19 protein-coding genes, 1 pseudogene and 1 CRISPR repeat array are annotated in these 18,523 nt (G+C 68.5%); of the genes and pseudogenes, 5 read left to right on the top strand and 15 right to left on the bottom strand.

All coding sequences use genetic code 11. The features are described from left to right. Window positions 1-137: 137 nt before the first annotated feature. Window positions 138-794, bottom strand: coding sequence for a response regulator (locus LV75_RS13810; protein WP_253887282.1), 657 nt, complete (start codon window positions 792-794; stop codon window positions 138-140). Continuing rightward, window positions 791-1,933 carry a sensor histidine kinase gene (locus LV75_RS13805; RefSeq protein WP_253887281.1) on the bottom strand — a complete coding sequence of 381 codons (1,143 nt, stop codon included), beginning with the start codon at window positions 1,931-1,933 and terminating at the stop codon, window positions 791-793. The genes LV75_RS13810 and LV75_RS13805 overlap by 4 nt, the downstream gene beginning before the upstream one ends. 162 nt (window positions 1,934-2,095) lie before the next feature. On the opposite strand from LV75_RS13805, the gene LV75_RS13800 reads away from it, so the two are divergent. Then, the gene (locus tag LV75_RS13800; RefSeq protein WP_253887280.1) at window positions 2,096-2,572 is read left to right on the top strand and encodes a DUF6326 family protein; all 477 of its coding nucleotides are present in this window, start codon (window positions 2,096-2,098) and stop codon (window positions 2,570-2,572) included. A 133-nt stretch (window positions 2,573-2,705) separates the two neighbouring features. Here the strand turns inward: LV75_RS13800 and LV75_RS13795 are convergent, their stop codons facing one another. The 6 genes from LV75_RS13795 to LV75_RS13770 form a co-directional block, all read right to left on the bottom strand. Then, a complete protein-coding gene (locus LV75_RS13795) occupies window positions 2,706-2,924 on the bottom strand; it encodes a hypothetical protein (protein ID WP_253887279.1) in 219 nt (72 codons plus the stop codon). A 101-nt stretch (window positions 2,925-3,025) separates the two neighbouring features. After that, entirely contained in the window at window positions 3,026-3,892 is an 867-nt protein-coding gene (locus LV75_RS13790) for an SAM-dependent methyltransferase (RefSeq protein WP_253887278.1), read from the bottom strand. Continuing rightward, complete coding sequence (locus LV75_RS13785; protein WP_253887277.1) at window positions 3,862-4,464, bottom strand: cysteine hydrolase family protein; 603 nt, start codon at window positions 4,462-4,464, stop codon at window positions 3,862-3,864. Before LV75_RS13785 ends, LV75_RS13790 begins: the two co-directional genes overlap by 31 nt. Then, on the bottom strand, window positions 4,461-5,504 hold the full coding sequence (locus tag LV75_RS13780) for an isocitrate/isopropylmalate family dehydrogenase (RefSeq protein WP_253887276.1): 1,044 nt from the start codon (window positions 5,502-5,504) through the stop codon (window positions 4,461-4,463). Before LV75_RS13780 ends, LV75_RS13785 begins: the two co-directional genes overlap by 4 nt. 36 nt (window positions 5,505-5,540) lie before the next feature. After that, a complete protein-coding gene (locus LV75_RS13775; RefSeq protein ID WP_253887275.1) occupies window positions 5,541-6,071 on the bottom strand; it encodes an EF-hand domain-containing protein in 531 nt (176 codons plus the stop codon). A gap of 226 nt (window positions 6,072-6,297) precedes the next feature. Continuing rightward, complete coding sequence (locus LV75_RS13770) at window positions 6,298-6,747, bottom strand: winged helix-turn-helix transcriptional regulator (RefSeq protein WP_253887274.1); 450 nt, start codon at window positions 6,745-6,747, stop codon at window positions 6,298-6,300. A 90-nt stretch (window positions 6,748-6,837) separates the two neighbouring features. Here LV75_RS13770 and LV75_RS13765 point away from each other — a divergent pair, with 90 nt between their 5' ends. From LV75_RS13765 to LV75_RS35880, 3 genes and pseudogenes are all read left to right on the top strand, one after another. Then, window positions 6,838-7,431 carry a dihydrofolate reductase family protein gene (locus LV75_RS13765; RefSeq protein WP_253887273.1) on the top strand — a complete coding sequence of 198 codons (594 nt, stop codon included), beginning with the start codon at window positions 6,838-6,840 and terminating at the stop codon, window positions 7,429-7,431. A gap of 13 nt (window positions 7,432-7,444) precedes the next feature. Next, the gene (locus LV75_RS13760) at window positions 7,445-7,822 is read left to right on the top strand and encodes a PPOX class F420-dependent oxidoreductase (protein ID WP_253887272.1); all 378 of its coding nucleotides are present in this window, start codon (window positions 7,445-7,447) and stop codon (window positions 7,820-7,822) included. Window positions 7,823-8,100: 278 nt separating this feature from the next. Beyond that, a pseudogene (locus LV75_RS35880) lies at window positions 8,101-8,322 on the top strand (hypothetical protein); the annotation flags it as partial. A 518-nt stretch (window positions 8,323-8,840) separates the two neighbouring features. Here the strand turns inward: LV75_RS35880 and LV75_RS13750 are convergent. From LV75_RS13750 to LV75_RS13730, 5 genes are all read right to left on the bottom strand, one after another. Next, complete coding sequence (locus LV75_RS13750; protein ID WP_253887270.1) at window positions 8,841-9,944, bottom strand: hypothetical protein; 1,104 nt, start codon at window positions 9,942-9,944, stop codon at window positions 8,841-8,843. Next, a complete protein-coding gene (locus LV75_RS13745; RefSeq protein WP_253887269.1) occupies window positions 9,941-11,065 on the bottom strand; it encodes a 5'-methylthioadenosine/S-adenosylhomocysteine nucleosidase family protein in 1,125 nt (374 codons plus the stop codon). The genes LV75_RS13750 and LV75_RS13745 overlap by 4 nt, the downstream gene beginning before the upstream one ends. Beyond that, on the bottom strand, window positions 11,058-11,789 hold the full coding sequence (locus LV75_RS13740) for an NUDIX hydrolase (protein ID WP_253887268.1): 732 nt from the start codon (window positions 11,787-11,789) through the stop codon (window positions 11,058-11,060). The genes LV75_RS13745 and LV75_RS13740 overlap by 8 nt, the downstream gene beginning before the upstream one ends. A 391-nt stretch (window positions 11,790-12,180) precedes the next feature. After that, window positions 12,181-12,453: direct repeats of the CRISPR family, unit length 29 nt; unit sequence GTGGTCCCCGCGCGAGCGGGGCTGTTCCC. Between the two features lie 208 nt (window positions 12,454-12,661). Continuing rightward, the gene (locus LV75_RS13735) at window positions 12,662-14,716 is read right to left on the bottom strand and encodes a HelD family protein (RefSeq protein ID WP_253887267.1); all 2,055 of its coding nucleotides are present in this window, start codon (window positions 14,714-14,716) and stop codon (window positions 12,662-12,664) included. Window positions 14,717-15,006: 290 nt separating this feature from the next. Next, on the bottom strand, window positions 15,007-15,309 hold the full coding sequence (locus LV75_RS13730) for a hypothetical protein (RefSeq protein ID WP_253887266.1): 303 nt from the start codon (window positions 15,307-15,309) through the stop codon (window positions 15,007-15,009). A gap of 169 nt (window positions 15,310-15,478) precedes the next feature. Here LV75_RS13730 and LV75_RS13725 point away from each other — a divergent pair, with 169 nt between their 5' ends. Next, window positions 15,479-16,387, top strand: a complete 909-nt coding sequence (locus LV75_RS13725) for a hypothetical protein (protein WP_253887265.1) — start codon at window positions 15,479-15,481, stop codon at window positions 16,385-16,387. 177 nt (window positions 16,388-16,564) lie between these two features. Here LV75_RS13725 and LV75_RS13720 read toward each other — a convergent pair whose 3' ends face one another. Continuing rightward, complete coding sequence (locus tag LV75_RS13720) at window positions 16,565-18,058, bottom strand: SGNH/GDSL hydrolase family protein (protein WP_253887298.1); 1,494 nt, start codon at window positions 18,056-18,058, stop codon at window positions 16,565-16,567. A 145-nt stretch (window positions 18,059-18,203) separates the two neighbouring features. Continuing rightward, a complete protein-coding gene (locus tag LV75_RS13715) occupies window positions 18,204-18,503 on the bottom strand; it encodes a hypothetical protein (protein ID WP_253887264.1) in 300 nt (99 codons plus the stop codon). Between the last annotated feature and the right edge of the window lie 20 nt (window positions 18,504-18,523).

The following is an 18,523-nucleotide window of genomic DNA, read 5'->3' as shown; positions in this document are numbered from 1 at the left end:
AGTGCGGTCAGGCAGTGCGGTCAGGCAGTGCGGTCAGGCAGTGCGGTCAGGCAGTGCGGTCAGGCAGTGCGGTCAGGCAGTGCGGTCAGGCAGTGGTCAGGCAGTGGTCACGGCGCCGGTGGGGGGTCGAGTCCGGGTCAGGTCCCCACCCGGCCGGTGTCGTACGCCCACATCGCGATCTCGACCCGGTTCCGAGCGCCGATCTTGGTCAGCAGGCTGGCGACGTGGGTCTTGGCGGTGGTCAGGCCGATGAACAGCTCGGCGGCGATCTCGGCGTTGGTGCGGCCACCGGCGACCAGTGTCAGCACCTGCTCCTCGCGTTCGGTGAGCGGCTCGATCGGTTGGGTCCGGCGGGCTGACGGGTCCCTGGCGGCGAGGGTGGCCAGCAGTCGCCGGGTGACGTTCGGTGCGATGAGGGCGTCGCCTGCGGCGGCGGCGTGGACGGCTTGGACGAGCAGGTCCTGGCCGGCGTCCTTGAGGAGGAAGCCTCGGGCGCCCGCTCGGAGCGCGCCGTGGATGTACTCGTCGAGGTCGAAAGTCGTGATCACCACTACCGCGATCGGGTCCGGGACGTCCCGTCCGGCGAGGAGCTTGGTCACCTCGATGCCGTTGAGGCCGGGCATCTGGATGTCGACCAGGCACACGTCGGGGCGGAGCCGGTGCGCCAACTCGACGGCGGCGCGGCCGTCGGCGGCTTGGCCGACGACATCGATGTCGGGCTGCGCGTCGAGGATCATCGACAGGCCGGTGCGCACCAGGTCTTGGTCGTCGGCCACCAGCACGCGAACCGTCATCGGCGCACCTTCGCGGGCAGGTCGGCGTCGACCGTCCACCCGCCCTCGGGCGCGGGCCCGGCCCGCAGCGTGCCGCCGAGCATCTGCACACGCTCGGTCATCCCCAGCAGCCCGAAGCCGTGGTTCACCGACCGCGCGGGGTCGATCTGTCCGTCGTCGGTCACGCGCAGTCGCAGCCTTCCCTCGCCCTCCACGACCCGGATCTCCACACGCGAGGCGCCGCGGGCGTGCCGCAGGGCGTTGGTCAGCGCCTCTTGCGCCAGCCGGTAGACCGCCGCGTCGACCTGGGGTGGAAGGTCGCCCAGGTCATCGGGCAACTCTACGTCGACGACCGGGACCGGGGCGCGCCGAGCGAGGGACACCAGGTCGACGACGCCGGGCTGGGGGCCGAACGACGCGGGCGCCCCATCGCGCAGCACCCGGACCATCGCCCGCATCTCCGCGAGCGTCCGCGACGCCTCCCCTTCGATGACCGCCAGCGCCTCGAGCGCCGCTTCGGGTCGCTGACCGGCCATCGCCCGGCCCGCCTGCGCCTGCACGGCGATCGCCGAGACGTGGTGGGCGACGATGTCGTGCAGCTCGCGCGCGAGGCCGACCCGCTCCTGGCCGCGGATCTGGTCCGACGCCCGGCGCCTGCTCTCGGCGCGGTAGCGCAACGCCGCCCCGCACGCCCCCGCCGCAGCCAGGACGGCGACCCCACCGTAAAGCTCGGCAGGCCCGACGTAATCGGGGACCATGCCGATTCCCGCGGCGACCGCCACCACCGCCAGCCCGATCACGATCTCGCGCCCCGAGCCCCAGCGGACCAGCGCGTAGACGAGCACCAGGACGTAGATCATCGTGTCGAGGCCCACGTTCGGGACCCCGCCCAGCAGGCTCGCCAGTCCCAACGCCAACGCGGTGCCGAAGCCCACCAGGACACAGACCAACGGGTGGGTGCGCCGCCACAGCAGCACCGGCGCGAGCCCGACCGCCACGACCGTCGCGAACGGCCGCCAGGCGACGTCGTCCCGGAGGACTCCCTCGAGCAGCGCCGCCACCATCACCACCCCGACCAGCACCCAGTCGCGCGACACCCGTTCGGGAGCGTCCGTGGCGCGGGGCTCAGTCCACAGCGACCTCACGGCGTTGGTAATCACGCACCCAGCCTAGGGACCGCCGAGGCGTCGGGTACCGACCGAAAGAACGAGACGCCGCCCCTCCCAACGGTCGAGGCCGGTCCGACCTCGACGGCGATGTGCCCGCCGCCGCGCTCAGCGATCGTTGTCCCACCGATCCGCACCACGACAACGGAGCCCACGATGAGCACATCTCACCCCACCACACTGGAAGACCCGCGGATCCCGGTGCGCGCCAAGCTCGCCGCGGCGTGGACGAGCGTCATGTTCCTGTACGTCTACGTGGACATCCTCAACTTCTACACGCCCGGCGTCATCCAGGAGATCCTCGGCGGCAAGGTCTTCGAGTTCGACATCTCCCAGACCTTCTCGACCACCGCGCTGGCCCTCATGGCCATTCCGATCCTCATGGTCGTGCTGTCGATGGCGCTGCCCGCCAAGGCGAACCGCCTCACGAACCTCATCGTGGCCTCGGTGCAGATCCCCTTCGCGGCGTTCAACCTGGCGGGCGAGTCCTGGAAGTTCTTCTACGGCCTCGGCTTCGCGCTGGAACTGATCCTTTTCATCTTCATCCTGCGGTCCGCCTGGACCTGGCCCCGCACCGCTCCGTCGGCGACCACTCCGGACCGCGGAACCGTTCGCGCCCGTCAACAGGCGTGACCCCAAGAACAGTTCCGTCCAGTTCGGAGCCTCCCGCAAGTGTCACCTGTCCGGTGAACTTTTCCGCCGTCGCCTGAGACGCGGACAGGTCCCCCGCGCGTCCATCCGAGCACGGGCGGACCTGTCTCGGCGCTTAGACTCTAGGTCTGTCAACCGCACCCGAGATGGTGGCCGACGCCCAGCCGACAGGTGAGTCGAGACCTCTCAGGCGAGGGACCAGCGGGATGTCGACCGCGAGGTCCATCTCCGCGCGCAGTTCCTCGGGCACTGCGAGCACCTGGTGCACGACGCGGTCGTCGATCCCGGCACGGCGTCGCGGATCCTCCTGTCCAGGTAGGCACTTGCCGTGCATCCACTTTGCAGTGCTGGATCCTAACGATCTCCCACATCCGCGGCCGCTCCCGCCAGCGGGGGTGAGAGCGGCGGGTACTGGATGTGGAGCCGTGTCGAGAGTCAGGTGGTCCTGGGCTTGTTCGCGAATATCCACCGGTTGCCTGCTAGGGCGTCGTCTGGTTCGGGGTGGGGGCCGCGGCCGTGGTGGCGGGTGAAGTCGAAGGGGGTGTGGGTGGTGGTGGACCAGCCGCGGGCGCGCAGATCGGCGGCTGAGTCGGGGCGGGGGTCGGGGTTGAAGAGAGCGAACAGGTCGATGCCGGTCTGCTCGCGGGTGGCGGTGTAGAGCGGGTTGGCCCGGGCCTGTGGTGCGTCGAGGCCCAGCTTGATCTCGTAGGCGAGGTCGCTGCCGGGCGCGCTGAGTGAGTCCACTGTGGATATCAGGTGTCGTTCGGCGGCGGCTGGGAGGTAGAGCAAGATGCCCTCGGCCAGCCACGTGCTCGGGACTGTGGGCGAATAGCCGCCAGCTAGCAGGGCGGAGGCCCAATCTCCGCGTAGGTCGGCGGGGATGGATCGGCGGGTGGCGGGGGCCTCGCCGAGTACGGTGTCCTTGAAGGCGAGCACTTCCGCGCGGTCGATCTCGTAGACGACGCAGCCCTGGGGCCAGTCCAGGCGCAGGGCGCGGGAATCCAGGCCCGCACCCAGCAGGACAACCTGGCGGCTGCCCGCGCGGGTGGACTCGAGCAGGAAGTCGTCGAGAACCCTGGTGCGCAAACCGAAGTAGCGGCACAGGCGGCCCCACAGCAGGTTCGCGTCGCCGCCGGGGACGTCGTCGATGGTGGTCGGCCACGACGCTGAAGCGCCCGCCGCGCGGACGAAGCGCTCTGCGTACTCGTCGCGGGCGAGGGAGTCGGGGCGGTGGGTCTCGATGGCTCGGCCCGCCGCGACCATCAAAGCGGTCAAGCCGACACCGTGTTCGACGCCCGCCACAGCTTCTCCTCCTCGGCCAGGGTGGTCACGCGCGCGCCGTACAGGGCGGCCATGAATCCCAGGATCGTGTCGTTCGGTAGGCGCAGGGCGGTGGTGCAGTCCGCCAGGACCGTGATGTGGAAGCCCTTCTGGAAGGCCGTTCGCGCGGTGGAGTCGACGCAGACATCGGTGTAGAGGCCCGCGAAGACGAGGTGGTCGAACGTGTCGACGTAGGCGGCGAACTCCGGGTTGAGGAACGCGTCGAAGCAGGCCCGCTTGGTGAAGACGCGTTCGTCGGGGGCGGGGCTGAGGCCGTGGAACTCCGCGCCCCACGAGCCGGTGAGGCACTTGGGCTGTTTCCCCCGAGCGGCGTCGCGCTGCCGCCAACTGGCGACCTGGTACGCGACGTCGCCCTCGAACCGGACGAGAACAACCTCGACGTCGTGGACTCGTGCCACGTCAACAGCCCGCGCCGCGCCCGCCGCGGCGGACTCCACCGCCGCGGTCTCACCGTTGAACTTCGCCGCGACCGCCGGACCGGTGCAGAAGTCGTTCTGCACGTCGATCACCACCAGCGCCGTGCGGGGGCTCACCGGGCGGACTCGACGCGCTTGAGCAGGGCGTCCAGCATCGACGTGGTTGAGTGCGCGCCGCCGAGGTCTGGTGTGGTCACTCCTTGCTCCAAGGTGGCGGTGATCGCGTCTTCCATGGCGGCGATCGCGCCCGCGCAGCCGCCGTGCCGTTGCGCGATCGCCGCTGTCGCGCGCACTGTCGCCACCGGGTTGACGATGTCGCGGCCCTCGATGTCGTCGGCTGAGCCGTGGACGGTCTGGTACTCGAGCAGTCCGCGCACGCCGGGGTCGAGGTGTGCGTTCTCGGTGAAGCGGTTCTCCTGCCGTTCGCTGCCGAAGCGGTCGAGCAGGAACGGGTGCATCACGTCGGCCCACTCGTTGCCGCCGATGATCATCATGCGCGGGGAGAGGCCGTGTTCGATCAGGTTGCGGTTGACCGTGTCCGGCTGCGCGAGGCTGATCTCCACGCCGAGGCGGGCCGCGCTCTCGACCACCCACTCGCCGAGGGCGCCGTCGAGCAGGTGGAACTTGTAGGCCATCACGATCTGGTCGGCCCCGGTGTCCGGCCACTGCCGCCGCGCCCGGTCGACGGCGAAGGCGATGACCTGGTCGGTGATGTCCCGGCTGAACTCCGTCGTGCGCGACACCGCGCCGGGCGAGTGCGTGTTCTCGCCGGTGTAGAACCCCTGCGCCTCGTCCCGCACCAGCAGCAGGGTCGCGCCGGTCGACTCGATGACGTCGACCTTCACCGCCCGCAGCCGCTGTCGGACCAGGTAAAGCGACTGGGCGTTGATAGCGGTCCGGAAAACGGCCTGGATCCCCGCCTGCGCCTGGGTTCGACAGAACTCCTCGTAATGTTCGGCGTCGCCCTGGGTGAATTCCCTGATCTGCTCAGGACTGAATCCCTTGAGCGAGAAATAGGAATGGTAGAGCCGGGGCGAGCGGACCACGGATAACCGGGTCCCCCACACCTCGCCTAAGGTGTCGAGCGTTCGCTCGAACACGTGCGCCAGTTCCGGCCCGGTGCCCCGGCCCACGGCGAGCCCGACAACCGATTCCACCCGCGCACCTCCCCTATCGAACGTGCCCAAGGACGGTCAGGCGGACGTCGAGACCAGCTGGTCGCCAGCGATACCCGCCTTCTCCGGCTGGTAGTAGTCCTTGATGCCCTCCACCCAGGTGGCCACCCGGATCTGGTCGGCTTCCGACGGTCCGAACGCGTCGAACAGCGCGTGGATGTTCTCGCTGCGGAACCCGATCGCCGACATGAGTTCGGCGAACACGGGCCGCTCGATCAGGCCGTCCCCGTCCGGGTCACCCAAGGCGCCCAACGCCTCGGCGAACTCCCCCACTGTCGCGTCGAACCGCTCCGGCGACAACGTGCACGCGGAGAACTCCTCGAGGGAGACCAGCCCGTTGCGGTCGGCATCCAGCTCCGCCTTCAGCGTTTCCCAGTACTTCTGGAAAGCGCGGACGATCCGCTGCTTGTCGGCCTCGGCCGAACCGGTGGCCGCCGCCACGACCCGCTGCGCCATGAGGTCGAAGTCCCCGGAGTCGAGCTGCCCGCTGCCGTTCGCATCAAAGAGCCGGAAGATGAGTTCGACCCGCTCGACTGCCTCGTTGCGCATGGAACCTCCGATTGTCCGTTCGATACGCAATCCACTATGTCAGAGCGACGACTTATCTCCCGATCGCGAGTCGATGTTCATCAGAAAGGATGAAATGGCCCCACTTTGATCGCGGACAGTGGTGCCTGTTGGGCTGGTCGAGGGTCTTTTCGTCGACCCGTCGCAGACCGAATGCTGGACCCCGCCCAGGAGTCGACGTCGTTGCGTCTGACGCCTTGGGCGTGGACTAAGGGGCACCCGGGCCGGGGAGCACATCGATGTCGGTGGCGTGCATCGGGCTCCCGCAGTGGTCGCACCGGAGGTCGACGCGGCTGATCTCCCCGCAGGCGCGGTGGCGGTAGAGGACCGGAGGCCCCGCTTCGCCCGCGCGCCACCGGTCCCCCCACCCCGCCATGACCATGAGCAGGTCGACCAGTTCGGTGCCCTTGCTGGTCAGGACGTACTCGTAGCGGGGCCTGCGGTCGTAGGGCCTGCGCTCGAGGACGCCGTGCTCGACCAGGTGGTTGAGGCGTTCGGTGAGGACCTTGCGGGAGATGCCCAGGTCGGCCTGGATCTGCTCGAACCGGGTGAGCCCAACCCACACGTCCCGCAGGACCAACGGCGACCAGGGCTCCCCGATCACGTCGAGGGTGCGCGCGATCGAACAGGCCATCGCGCTGAAGTCGGTGCGCTGCACAGCACCAGCCTACCCCTTGGGGTTCCCTCAGGAAACCCAGCCTGCTACGGTCTCGGAGTCTCCTCAAGGAACCCCGAAAGGATCCGGGCCATGGGCAAGGTCATCAGCTGCCACTCCGTCTCCGTCGACGGCTACATCACCGGACGTGCTCCCGGCGCCGGGCGCGGCCTCGGCGACGGGACCACGCTGTTCGACTGGTACTTCGACGGCGACACCCCCAGCGGGGTGTTCGACGGTTTCCGGCTGACCGCGGCCAGCGCGCCGCTGTTCGACGCCTTGGCCGACCGGGTGGGGGCGGTCGTGGTGGGTCGGCACACCTACGACGACTCCGACGGCTTCGGCGGCGGCAGCCCGCACCCGACGGCGCCGCTGTTCGTCCTGAGCCATCGGCCCGTGCCGGGGATCAGCGACCGGCAGACCCACGTGAGCACCGGCGTCGAGGACGCGATCGCCACAGCCCAGGCGGCAGCGGGCACCAAGGACGTCAGCCTCATGGGCGGCGGCGTGCTCGCCGCTGCGTTACGGGCCGGGCTCGTTGACGAGATCGTGCTGCACCAGGTCCCCGTGCTCCTCGGCGGCGGCAGGCCGTTCTTCCAGGAACTGCACGAGCACATGCGACTCCGCCTCGTCGAAACCGTCCCCGCCCCCGGCGTCACCCACCTGCACTACACCGTCGAGCGCTGAGGAGACCACCACCATGCTCACCCCCGAAGTACGCACCGTCCTCGACAGCACCCCGACCGCCCACCTGGCCACCGTCCTGCCCGACGGCGCCCCGCACTCCGCCCCGGTCTGGATCGGTACCCACGGCGACCTGATCGCGATCTTCACCGGCCCGGGCACCCGCAAGGCCCGCAACCTGCGCCGCGACCCCCGCCTAGCCCTGTCCCTAACCCCGGTCGACAACCCGTACCAACCGATCACCATCCGCGGCCGAGTCGTCAAATGGCTCGACGGCGACGCGGGTTGGGCAGTCATCGACCAAATCTCCCACAAGTACACCGGCACCCCATACGGCCGCGACGAGTCCCGAACAGTCGCGCTCATCGAACCCCTTCGACAGACCATGGGCTGATCCACCTCGATTACGGCCCCGCTCCGAGCGGCGGTTGGTAGCCCCCACGGCGAAGCACTGGCGGGCCGACATTGCCCGCCTGAACGTGAGAATGCCGGTCACGGCGCGCTGAAGCGCTCCGTTGGCTGGTTGGCCCGGGAGTCGTAGTTCATCCAGCGCCTGCCTTCCGCCGCCATGCCTTCGAGGATGTGCAGGGTGTGGGCGAAGCCAGCGGCGTCGAGGTTGATCTTTGAGAAGGTTTCGGCGTTCTCGCCTTGGTCCAGGGTGCCCATGTCCTTGTGGGTGACGGTGATGTCCTTGGGGTCTCCGTTCATCAGGGAAAGCTGCAGCGAGTAGCCGTAGGGACCGTCCTTGACGATGTCCACCGAGGACACTGCGTCGAAGCGGAAGTTGGTGCGGCGCATGTCGGTGATCTGGATGTCCTGGAACGCCAGTTCCGCGGTGACCGCGCGGACGCCCGCGTCCGTCACCAGGAACACCCGGACCTCGTAGCGCGAGTACCACCAGGGACCGTACCTGCGCCGGGCTCGGCGGTTGTCCTCCGCTGGCGTGCGCAGGAAGGCGTAGGCGATGACGTCGCGCCAGGCCAGGCCGTAGTGGCGCAGGGCGTTGTTCAACACCAGTGTCCGGTCGCAGTTCAGCCAGGTCTCCATCTCCTCCTCCCCCGGCCGGGTCTCGTCCAATCGCCGCTTCCAGGTCTGGTACGCGTCTCGGCGCCAGTTGAGTTGATCGAGGTACTCCGCTGTCTCGTCGAGGTGCCTGCGCCGCTCGCTGGTGATCCGGTACAACCTCTTGGTGGCGTACCACCCGGCCACCACCAGCACCAGCACCGCGAGTACGGTGCGAACCGGCATCGTCCGGAAGCCCACGACGACCACCACGACCGTCGACAGGGCGAGGGTCACAACCGCGGACGAGCACAAGACCTTGAGCACCCACCCGGTGCGCAGCGCTTTGCGGTAGCTCCACAGAACACCGTCGTTCCAGCGCTTGCGCATGTCGGCGACCAGTACCCTGATCAACCACCGCACCCGGTCTGGGGAGATCTTGCTGTCCTTGTAAACTCCACGATCTCGTCGTGCAGGGTGGCCCGCAGGCCCGCGGTTTCCTGGAACCACTTCTTCCGCAGTTTCTTCTTCTCGGCCGGTGGTGCGTACTTGTTCATGTTGTGGGAGAACGAGCCGTTGACTTCCCTTGCGAAGTTCGAGTGAAACACCCGGCGCTTGATGGGCACCGCGAAGTGCGCCCACTCTTTGGCCGCCAACCGCTCGCTCTTGTACCGCCAGATCCACCCGGTACGCGCGGCCACCGCACCCGGCACCAGCACGCCGAGGTACGCCACCACCGACCAGAAGTCCCCATCGTCGAGTGCCGCCCAACCGAGTTGGGTGAGGCTCGCGGTGACCAGGATCGTCCACGCCCCGGCCTTGACACCGTCGATCGTGGTCGTGGACTCGATCCTGGGTGGTCGGGCCTTGGGCTCGGCGGGGATCGGGTGGAAATAGGCCCACACCCTGCCCTGCCGGTCGTTGGCGTAGCGGTCTCGTTCGGCCGCTCGGCGGGTGTCGGCCCAGAGCTGGTCCTTGTGCGTGCCCGCGATCACCAACTCCAGGTGGTGCACGATCTTGGCGTTGAGATCGGGCGGCAAGGCGCCGAGGGCGTCCATCGTGCGGGCGCCGTGATGGCTGTCGGGTTCGGCGCTGTGGTCGAGGAATCCGAAGATCACTTCAAGGCCGCGCACCCAGTCGTCGACACCGAAGCCGGTGGTGGCCAGGCGGACGCTGTCGAGCTCGTGCTGCTCGGCGACGGTCAGGTCGCGCAGCGCCCGCTTGCTGAGCATCGCCAGCGTCCAGTGGAACCGGACTTCAGCGCTGTCGAACCCGCTCGCGATGGCCTCGCCGATCAGGTTCCGCGCCTGCAACGGCACACCCGACTCGAGGTACTGCACGCCGACCTCGTACTTGCGCTTGGGGTCCGCGTCCGGCGCCACGACGTAGACGGTCGAGTTGTGCAGGACGGTCGAGTTGTTGACCTCGCCCGCCTGGATGCCGACTGACGCGTTGGGCCCGGCGGCGTTCGACGTGGTGGGGCCAGCCGGGGGCGCCGTCCCCACGCCGGTCACATCAGCTCCTTCGCCGCGGCGATCAGGGCCACGACCTTGGCCGCGAGCTCCGCGACGTCGGCGACGAGGCCGCGGAGGCGCTTGAGGGCGAGGACGAACGTGCTGGTCCCCTCCGTGGCCAACGCGGCGCTCGCGGTGTCCAGCTCGAGAGAGGCCGCTCGGTGGGTCTCGACATCCATGCGGTCTTCGGCGCGCGCCCGAGCCACGAGGTCGCGCAGCACGTCGAGTTCGGCTGCTAGGTCGACCGCGGTCAGCGCCTTGGGCGCGGCGGTCAACCAGACCGTGCTCCCGGTGACGGTGCCTGCCTGGATCCCGACGATCCCGGAGACGTTGCTGTTGTTGATGGTCCCCATCACCGTGTCCTCCTCAATGCGCGCACTGTGTTCCCGACCCTTGACCAACTCGACTGCCAGGCTGACCGCGAAAGCGGCCGCGTTCCCCGCCGCGTTCGGTTGCGACACAACGTCTTCCGAGCTGCGCTTGGTGCCGTCCGCGAGATCGCTGATGCCCCGCACGATGACCACCGGCGCACCGCTCAGATGCCCGGCCTGCGCTACGCCCGCCGCTTCCATCTCCACGGCGATCGCGTCGTTGTAGTGCTGCCGGAGCCATCGCGCCTCCGCCGAGATCCGCGAGTTCTGCACAACCTCCCCCGCGGCGACCGCACCGAAGTGCACCTTCGGCGCGGGGGCCCGATCACACCATTCCCCGCTGCGCCCCACGTGAGCGGCGATCTGGAGGACTCCGTGCGCCGCCTCCCACACGCGCGGTCGCGCCTTCAGGCCGTCGTCCTCACTCGTGCCGCCGTGGTAGGCGTACACGTGGGTCGCGACGACCACGTCGCCCAGCGCGGTGTTGTCCCACAAAGCGCCCGCCACCCCGACGAACATCACCGCCACCGGGGAGAACATGCTGACCGCGCGCTCGGCGAGTATCCCGGCGGCGTGGTTCCCCTTCCCGGTGAGCCCGAGCGCGACCCGGCACCCCGTGTCCCGGACGGTGCCGACCTCGAACCGCGTGCCCGACGGGTGGGTCCGCACGGTCGGCGCGACGAGTCGCTGCCGCACCTGTTCGTACTCGACGTTGATGGCGGTCAGCACCACCACGAGGTCCTCAGCCATGTTCTCCCCCGTTCTCGCAGGTGTCGGGCCGAACCATCGGGGGGTGCAGCACCGTGCGCGGGCCCGCCCGGAACAAGCGGGCCGGTCGCCCCTTGGTCACCCGGCGATCGGTCCCGGCGGGCACGATGAACCCCTCGACCCCTTGCAGTTTTCGGTAGAAGTTCCGCGGATCCAGCGCGACGCCCCACACGGCCTCGTACACCTGTTGCAGTTCGGAGATCGTGAAGGTCGAACCGCAGAAGGCGGTCGCCAGCGCGGTGTGCTCCAACTTCGCCCTAGCCCGCTCGACCCCGTCGGCGAGGATCCGGCGGTGGTCGAAGGCGAGTTCGATCACGCCGGACAGCGCGTCGTCCGCGCTGCGCCAGGAAGCCTCCGCCGCGTCTGACCCCGCCACCGGTTCCGGCAGGCCGGGCGCGATGGCGAGGTAGGCGACCGACACGATCCGCCCCCTCGGGTCTCGTTCCGGGGCGCCGTAGGTCCGCAACTGCTCCAGGTGCAATTGGGTCCCGTCTAGGTCTGCTTCCTCGCGCAACTCCCGGTTCGCCGCCGCCTCGATGTCTTCCGCCGCGTTGTTGAGAAACCCGCCGGGCAGCGCCAGCGCTCCCCGGTACGGGTCGACACCGCGTTCGACGAGCAACACCTGCAGGCGTGACGAGCGAAGCGTGAGGATGACGAGATCAACGGCCAACAGGACGGCGGGTGGAGACCAGTTGTCTTCGGACACGGGCCAACCGTAGCTTACTGTCGATCCGACAGTAAGTCCCCCGTTCGGGTGGCAGACACCCGGCACTTGCGCACCTTCACGGTCGAGCTCGCGGGCTCACCTGCCTGCGGTTTTCTGCACGGCCGTCGCCTCATCGACAAAATGGCAGTCAATCCCGGCGCCCACGGTGATCCCGCGCTCGGTGGCCAAACAACACCTCAGCGACCCGCGCCGACATGCGGATGTCGAGAGGATCGCGGTGCCAACGTCTCCACACGTCATCGTCGCCACTACTTACACTTGCGTCGTGCAGTACTCGGCTCTGCCTCAGCATGGGCTGAGTACGATCAACCGTGCTTCAGAAGTGAACGAGAACCGGCGACTGGGCTGACAAAGTCCCTGGTCAACAAGTGTGGTCCCCGCGCGAGCGGGGCTGTTCCCCCCGCCAAGTCCATTCCCCTGCCGGAGATCCCGTGGTCCCCGCGCGAGCGGGGCTGTTCCCATGCAGGTGCGGACCGCCAGTTCCTGCGACTGGTGGTCCCCGCGCGAGCGGGGCTGTTCCCGCCTTCTTAGGCGAAGCCTGCAGAAACACCGCGTGGTCCCCGCGCGAGCGGGGCTGTTCCCGGGTGGCGGGTCGCGTTGACGTCCACCGCCGTGTGGTCCCAGCGCAAACGGGGCTGTTCCGGTCAACCGCCTCGCTGACGCCCTCGACGGGCTGGGTAACCACGCCGCCGACCGCTGAGGGCGCGTCGGCGGCGAGGTCCCGCACCTTCCGTTTGGCCAGCTGCCGCGGACGGCGCCGTGGCTGGCGAACGAACGGCGCCCACGCCGTCGTCGTCTTGCTCGCCGCTGCCGATCTTCGTTCGGCGGCGTGTCGCCGAACGAGATGTGGGTCAGGGGTGGAGTTCTCGCATGGTCGACAGCTCTGCTGGGGGTGGGCCGGGGTGCACGATTCCCAGGCTGCGGGTGGCTCTGGTCATGGCGACGTACAGGTCGTTGTGGCCTAGTGGTGTGGCGCTGAGGATCGTGGCTGGGTCGGCGATCAGGACTGAGTCGAATTCCAGCCCCTTAACTTGGTCGGTGGTGAGTAGTACCACCTTGTCGGTCAGGTCCGGTCGCGAAGTCAGAGACAGCGCGGCGGCCAAGGGTCTGATGTGGACGCTTGGGGTGATGATTGCGAGTTGGCCGTCGGTGTGGGTTGCAGCGAGGTCGGCGATGACCACAACAAGATCGGCGTGGGTGGTGCGGATGCGCCACGGTGTTTCGCCGGTTGAGCGGACCGAGCGAGGTGGGGGTGTCGTGGGGTGGTGGGCGGCGAGCAGGTCGGCGGTGGCGGCCATGATCTCCGCTGGTGTGCGGTAGTTGACGGTGAGTTGGATGAGCTGCCAGCGGTCCTGTACGTGCGGGCGCAGCACACGGTCCCAAGAGGACGTTCCCGCCGGGTTACCGGTCTGGGCGAGGTCGCCTACGATGGTCATCGATCTGGTGGGGCAGCGGCGCATCAGCATCCGCCAGTCCATCTCGGACAGTTCCTGCGCCTCGTCGACGACCACGTGCCCGAATACCGCGCGGTCGTTGCCTTGGCCGATCAGGGATGCGGCCTCGTCCAGCAATGGAATATCCGCAGCGCTCCAGTCATCGGCGGGCTCGCCGAGGAGGTCCGACACCACCTGCTCCGGCGTCAGCGGCGGCCACACCTCGTCGAGCACGGCCTGGACGCCAGCATCGGCGAGCAGCGAGTCCCGCAGGCCAGCCCGGTCGGTCTCGTCCAGCAACACTCGTGGCCCGCCGTGATCGTCATGACCGAGCACCACACCCGCAGCGGCCAGCGCACGCAGATCGGACTCGCCGAGGCTGCCGTCCGCGCTGCCGCCGTCGATCGCCTCGCCGGTATCGGTGAGCACGACCGCCTCCATGTCCTCGACCAAGCGGCCCGCGAGCACATCCACGATCTCCTGCTGAAAAGCCAACCTGGCCTGGTTGTGCGGAAGCCCGGTCCGCCTGGCCTTCTGCACAGCAAGGCCGCAAACCCGCTGGTCCAGCCGCAGCGCCTGCTGCTCGAACTCGACCTCGACCGGCTCGTCCGGTATCCGAACCCGCGACCGCACCGCGGCTGCCAGCCGTTCGGCCATGACCGCCCGCCCCTTGAGCTCCGCAGCCTCGGACGGCTCCGCCCGGCGGGCCTCGACACCCGGCACCAGGTCGGCGATGGTGGCCGTCACCACGCTGTTCTCGCCGAGGCCCGGCAGGACCTGGCCGATGTAGTCGAGGAAGATCTGGCTGGGGCCGACGACCAGGACACCGCGGGTGCGCAGGTGCGGACGGGTGTATAGCAGGTACGCGACCCGGTGCAGCGCGACGGCCGTCTTGCCCGTGCCAGGGCCGCCCTGCACCACCAGCACACCGCTGGTCTCGTACCGGATGATCTGGTCCTGTTCGGCTTGCAGGGTGGCCACGACGTCGTGCATCCGCCCGGTGCGGTCCGCGGTCACCGACGCCAGCAACGCCGCCTCCCCAACCAGACCGCCGTCACCGGCAGTGTTCAGGTCCAGCAGCTCGTCGTTCACCGCGACGACCGTCCGACCACGCAGGGTGATGCGCCGCCGTCGCCGCACACCGTGCGGAGCGGTCGCCGTCGCGGTGTAGAACACCTGGGCAACCGGGACGCGCCAGTCGACCAGCAGCGGCTCGTCGCCCTCGTCCCGGAACAGGCCCAGCCTGCCGATGTAGACGCGCCTGCCGTCGTGCATGTCCAGCCGCCCGAAGCACAGGCCCTCCTCGACCGCGTCCAGCCGCGCCACCTCCGCCTGCCAGACAGCCACCGCCTCCCGATCCCCCTCGGCACGCCGAGCAGCCAACCGCGCGGCCGCCACCCCGCGCATCGCATCCACTCGGGCGTACAGATCCGCCACGTACTCCTGCTCGATACCGATCTCACTACCGGTCATACCCCGCGGTCCCCCTGGGTTGATTGGTGCCACCGAGAGTGCACAGCCACGTCCAGAAAAGACAGTCTTGTTCTTTTCCGCCACCTCAGCCGACACCCGCACTCATCGGCAAGGAGCGGCGGAGGACCCAGGACGAGGCTGTAACTTGTGCTACGAAGAGCCCTGTATCAACGTCACTGCTGCTCGGTGACACCGCAGAAGATCCGCCCACCACCACGAGAGAGCCGATGGTCCCCGAAGATCTCGCCGTGTGACGCGGCCGCCAGGATGCGGGCGAACCGAACCCCTGGTCAGCTGGCCTGCGCCTGCTCGCCGACAACGCTCAGCCCGCGGCGCTGGACGCCAGCTACCTGACCGCCGACGACCTCGCGGATCCTGACATCGTCGCCAACGTCCAGGCGATCGGGGAAACTGCAGCGCTGATCACGTGGGTCGCCGAGGATGACGATGAAGGCCAGGCGTTCGGCTACTGGCGTGGTCCGAACGACCTTCCGCTCGCTGCGGCGCCCATCGTGAGCCTCGACAACGAGGGCCAGTTCCAGCTCCTGCGGGGTAGCACCCTCAGTGAAGCCCTGTGCGACGAGTACGGCCATTGGACCGAGGACGGCTATCCCGGCCTGGTCGCGCGGTGCCGATCACATGGCGTGACGATCAGTGCTGATGACCCCGACGAGCTCCCGGAGCCGACGACGTCACCGACCCCGGCGGAGCACCACGTCGCGCGCTACCGCGAGTTACTCGCAAGCCGCGGGGCTGAACTGGATGTCTGACGAGGTCGTCGACGCCAGTCCTGAGCAGGTGCTGGCCGTGGTCGAGCGGATGGCCGACCTGCCATGGCCGGACGGCGACGAGTGGCTCGAATGGGAGATCGACGGGCTTGCCGGGCAAACGAGCTTCCTCATGCACGTGCTCCCCCTCGGCGCCACCTCGAACGCGGCAGACCTGGCGGCTTTGACCGCGCCGCTCATCACCCTGGCCGACCAGCGGTGGGGCATCCGCTACCGCTTCGACGCGACGCGCTTCACCGACGGCGCCGGCTCATCGTCGTACGACCGGCGCAGCGCACCCGCGAGCCTGGTTCGGGCGCTCGACTCGGACAGCGCGGTCTGGTGGCGATCCGGCAGGGACGCCGTGGTCCTCATCGACAACTCGGGTGCCGCGCCGAAGACCAGCAAAGCCGCCGTACTCGTGCTGCCCGCCCAGTGGCTGGCCGCACCGGGCGACGAAGAGCGCGCGCTCCAGTCCCCACTCGTCGCGGACTTCCTCTCGGGCGACAAGGACCGCATCCTTCACGGGCTGTGGGCGGTCGTCGAGACCCGTGATCCCCAGATCCTGGCACCGCTGGCACGCGCGCTGCCCGCCGTTCGGAAGGCGACCGCGGACGCGGACCTCGGCGGCGCGCTCGCGTCCAACAGGTCCAACTTGGATCACGCCCTCGACCGGATCGAACTCTTCGGCAACGGCACCTGCCTCTGCGCCGCCTACCTCTCGCACCAGTTCTACAACCCGACGAAAGAGGAGCACCGGCAACACGTGACAGTCGTTGAGACGGTCCCCAACGACGGCCAATGGGTGCCTGACCGCATCTGCGAATGCCGCGACTGCGGCAAACACTTCCAGGTCGAACAGGGCGAGTACCACTACACCTGGTGGAAGTGGACAGAGGCCTGAGAACTGCCGTCTCAGCCGTCGCGTCGGTCACCGCCACGCGGCCCGGGCGGAACCCGGTCGCGGTGTCGAAGATTGAGACTCGCATACGGACACAACCCGACATCTGTCGCAGACCTGCGACTCCCCGAACGTTGGCTCGCCGTGGCCGGGCCGGGGCGGGCCCGGCCACGGGTGTGACTATCCGAGGCCGAGTTGCGCCCTGACCTGGCGAGCCATTTCCTGGTAGCCCGCCGGGTTCGGGTGGAACGTGTCGGAGGTGGTGGTGTACGAGATGTTGGCTGCCCACAGCTGGTCGTCCGGGGCGCACACCCGGTGTCCGCGGAAGGCGTCGAGGGTGTCGATGAACCGCACCCTGGGATCGCCGGTCGCGGCGACCGCGGCGGCGATGACCTCCTTGATCTGGGTCGCGGCCTCGTAGATCCTCCTCAGCTCACGGTCGCTGAGGAAGTTGTTGACAGCGGTGCAGCGGACAAAGTCGCGTTGGTAGTCCTGCGGGTCGTTCGGGTTCGGCAGAACAGCGGGGTAGCTCAGGACAGCCAATAGACCGTCGGCTCTCATGTGGCTTCTGATGTTGCGGTAAAGCGCGGTCAGTCGGCCTTGCAACGCGGTCAGATCAGCCTGGGCCAGCAGTGGCTCGTCGGCACAGTATCCCTTGAAGCAGCTCTCCAGGCGGTCGGTGAACCCGAGGTCGTTGCCGCCGAAGGTAAGGGTCACCAGGCGGTCGTTGCCCCTGCTCACAAACTTTCGCTGCGCTGTTCTCGCTTCGGGCTGCGCCGTGTCGAAGTGCTCGATGCGGGCACCACTGCATGCTCCCAGGAAGGGCACGTCGATAGGCAGGCTCTCACCACGGCCACCGAGCGGAAGCCGGGTTGAGGTTAGCCTGTAGGAGTAGGTTTGCGTACTGCGCCTGCAGTCGGGCGCCAAAGTGAGGTCCAGATCGGTGGGCGCGCCATTGCCCGCCGAGTACGAATCGCCCAACGCGGCATAACGGATGACCGGAGGCGCCAGTCCGGTGCTGAACGCCGCGGTGCCGACCACGACGTGCATCGTTTTCGTGCCAAGCCCTTCGCAGAGCAGGTACCGCAGCCCCGGAAGCGGGTCACAAGCCACCCAGATCGCCGACGCCACGAGCACGAGCTCCAGGACGATCTCGACCTGCCGACCGCCGTCGAACCGGTCGCCTTGCACGCGGAAACCGCCGAAACTGGACCCAGAGTCGCCGCTGTGGGCGAACTCCCTGCCGATATAGCCGATCTCGCCCTGATAGTACGGAGACCGGTCGATGGCGCCAGACACTCCGTACATGTGGTCCAGGACGAAGTTGCACTGCACCCCGGCCATGTAGCTCGTATCGGAGTAGGGACCAGTCCTAACCGGTACAACGCTCGTTTCGTGGCTGATGTATGGCGTGCAGTACAGGTTGTTGGCGGCCGACGCCCGTGTGGCGTCACCGGAGAAGCTGATCCCGGCCCCGGTGGTCGCGCTCGTCCCCGCGAGGGACTTGGGTTCGGTCGGCTTCATCTCCGAGGTGAGCGGTGCGATCTTCCTGTCGCTGCCGGGAAGAGTTCTCGGCGCGGGAAGCTTCTTCCCCACGGCGAAGTCCTCAACAGACTGCTTGACGGGCCGCGCCGATTCTGAAGGCGCTGCCGCGGCGGCAGGCATCGGCTGCATGTTCAGCAACACAGCACACACTACCAACGCTAGAGCGACGACCAGCCTCGATCGTCGCCTGAATGATCGTCGTGCGGATGTCCCCATCTGCTTCCCTCTGTCGATTGATACTCTTCAAGGAAGGGGTATTCGGTCCGGAGTGGACCTAGGAGAACTCACGGGGGTCGCGCGGCCCTGTCGGTCGTCGGACGATGCGACGGCCGATCCCGTTCGACCCCGACTCAGGTGGGGGCCTGTCCGCGGAGAACCCGCCCGAGATCGACCGAGAGCCGATGTCGACCTCGCAGATGATCGCGACGACAGGCACGGTCGTTCGGGCTGTCGACCGCGCGGCACCGGTGCAGCTGAAGGTGGCGTGTGCGGTCGCGGGTGCGGCTGACGCGGTACCCGCGCTCACCGCCGGGTCGGCCACGACGCGGGCGAGTCGTCTGAGTCCACCGAGCACGCGTTTCTCCTCGTGTTTCG

It is taken from the genome of Actinokineospora diospyrosa, assembly GCF_024171925.1.
Classification (GTDB): Bacteria; Actinomycetota; Actinomycetes; order Mycobacteriales; family Pseudonocardiaceae; genus Actinokineospora; species Actinokineospora diospyrosa.
The sequence above is the reverse complement of the archived record's forward strand: the minus strand, read 5'-3'. Positions and strand labels throughout refer to the sequence as shown.

Coding starts and splice junctions, on each gene's coding strand:
- LV75_RS13810 (WP_253887282.1), bottom strand. CDS start 794: ATGACGGTTCGCGTGCTGGTGGCCGACGACCAAGACCTGGTGCGCACC.
- LV75_RS13800 (WP_253887280.1), top strand. CDS start 2,096: ATGAGCACATCTCACCCCACCACACTGGAAGACCCGCGGATCCCGGTG.
- LV75_RS13795 (WP_253887279.1), bottom strand. CDS start 2,924: ATGCACGGCAAGTGCCTACCTGGACAGGAGGATCCGCGACGCCGTGCC.
- LV75_RS13775 (WP_253887275.1), bottom strand. CDS start 6,071: ATGCGCAACGAGGCAGTCGAGCGGGTCGAACTCATCTTCCGGCTCTTT.
- LV75_RS13765 (WP_253887273.1), top strand. CDS start 6,838: ATGGGCAAGGTCATCAGCTGCCACTCCGTCTCCGTCGACGGCTACATC.
- LV75_RS13760 (WP_253887272.1), top strand. CDS start 7,445: ATGCTCACCCCCGAAGTACGCACCGTCCTCGACAGCACCCCGACCGCC.
- LV75_RS13745 (WP_253887269.1), bottom strand. CDS start 11,065: ATGGCTGAGGACCTCGTGGTGGTGCTGACCGCCATCAACGTCGAGTAC.
- LV75_RS13735 (WP_253887267.1), bottom strand. CDS start 14,716: ATGACCGGTAGTGAGATCGGTATCGAGCAGGAGTACGTGGCGGATCTG.
- LV75_RS13730 (WP_253887266.1), bottom strand. CDS start 15,309: ATGGCCGTACTCGTCGCACAGGGCTTCACTGAGGGTGCTACCCCGCAG.
- LV75_RS13725 (WP_253887265.1), top strand. CDS start 15,479: ATGTCTGACGAGGTCGTCGACGCCAGTCCTGAGCAGGTGCTGGCCGTG.
- LV75_RS13720 (WP_253887298.1), bottom strand. CDS start 18,058: ATGCAGCCGATGCCTGCCGCCGCGGCAGCGCCTTCAGAATCGGCGCGG.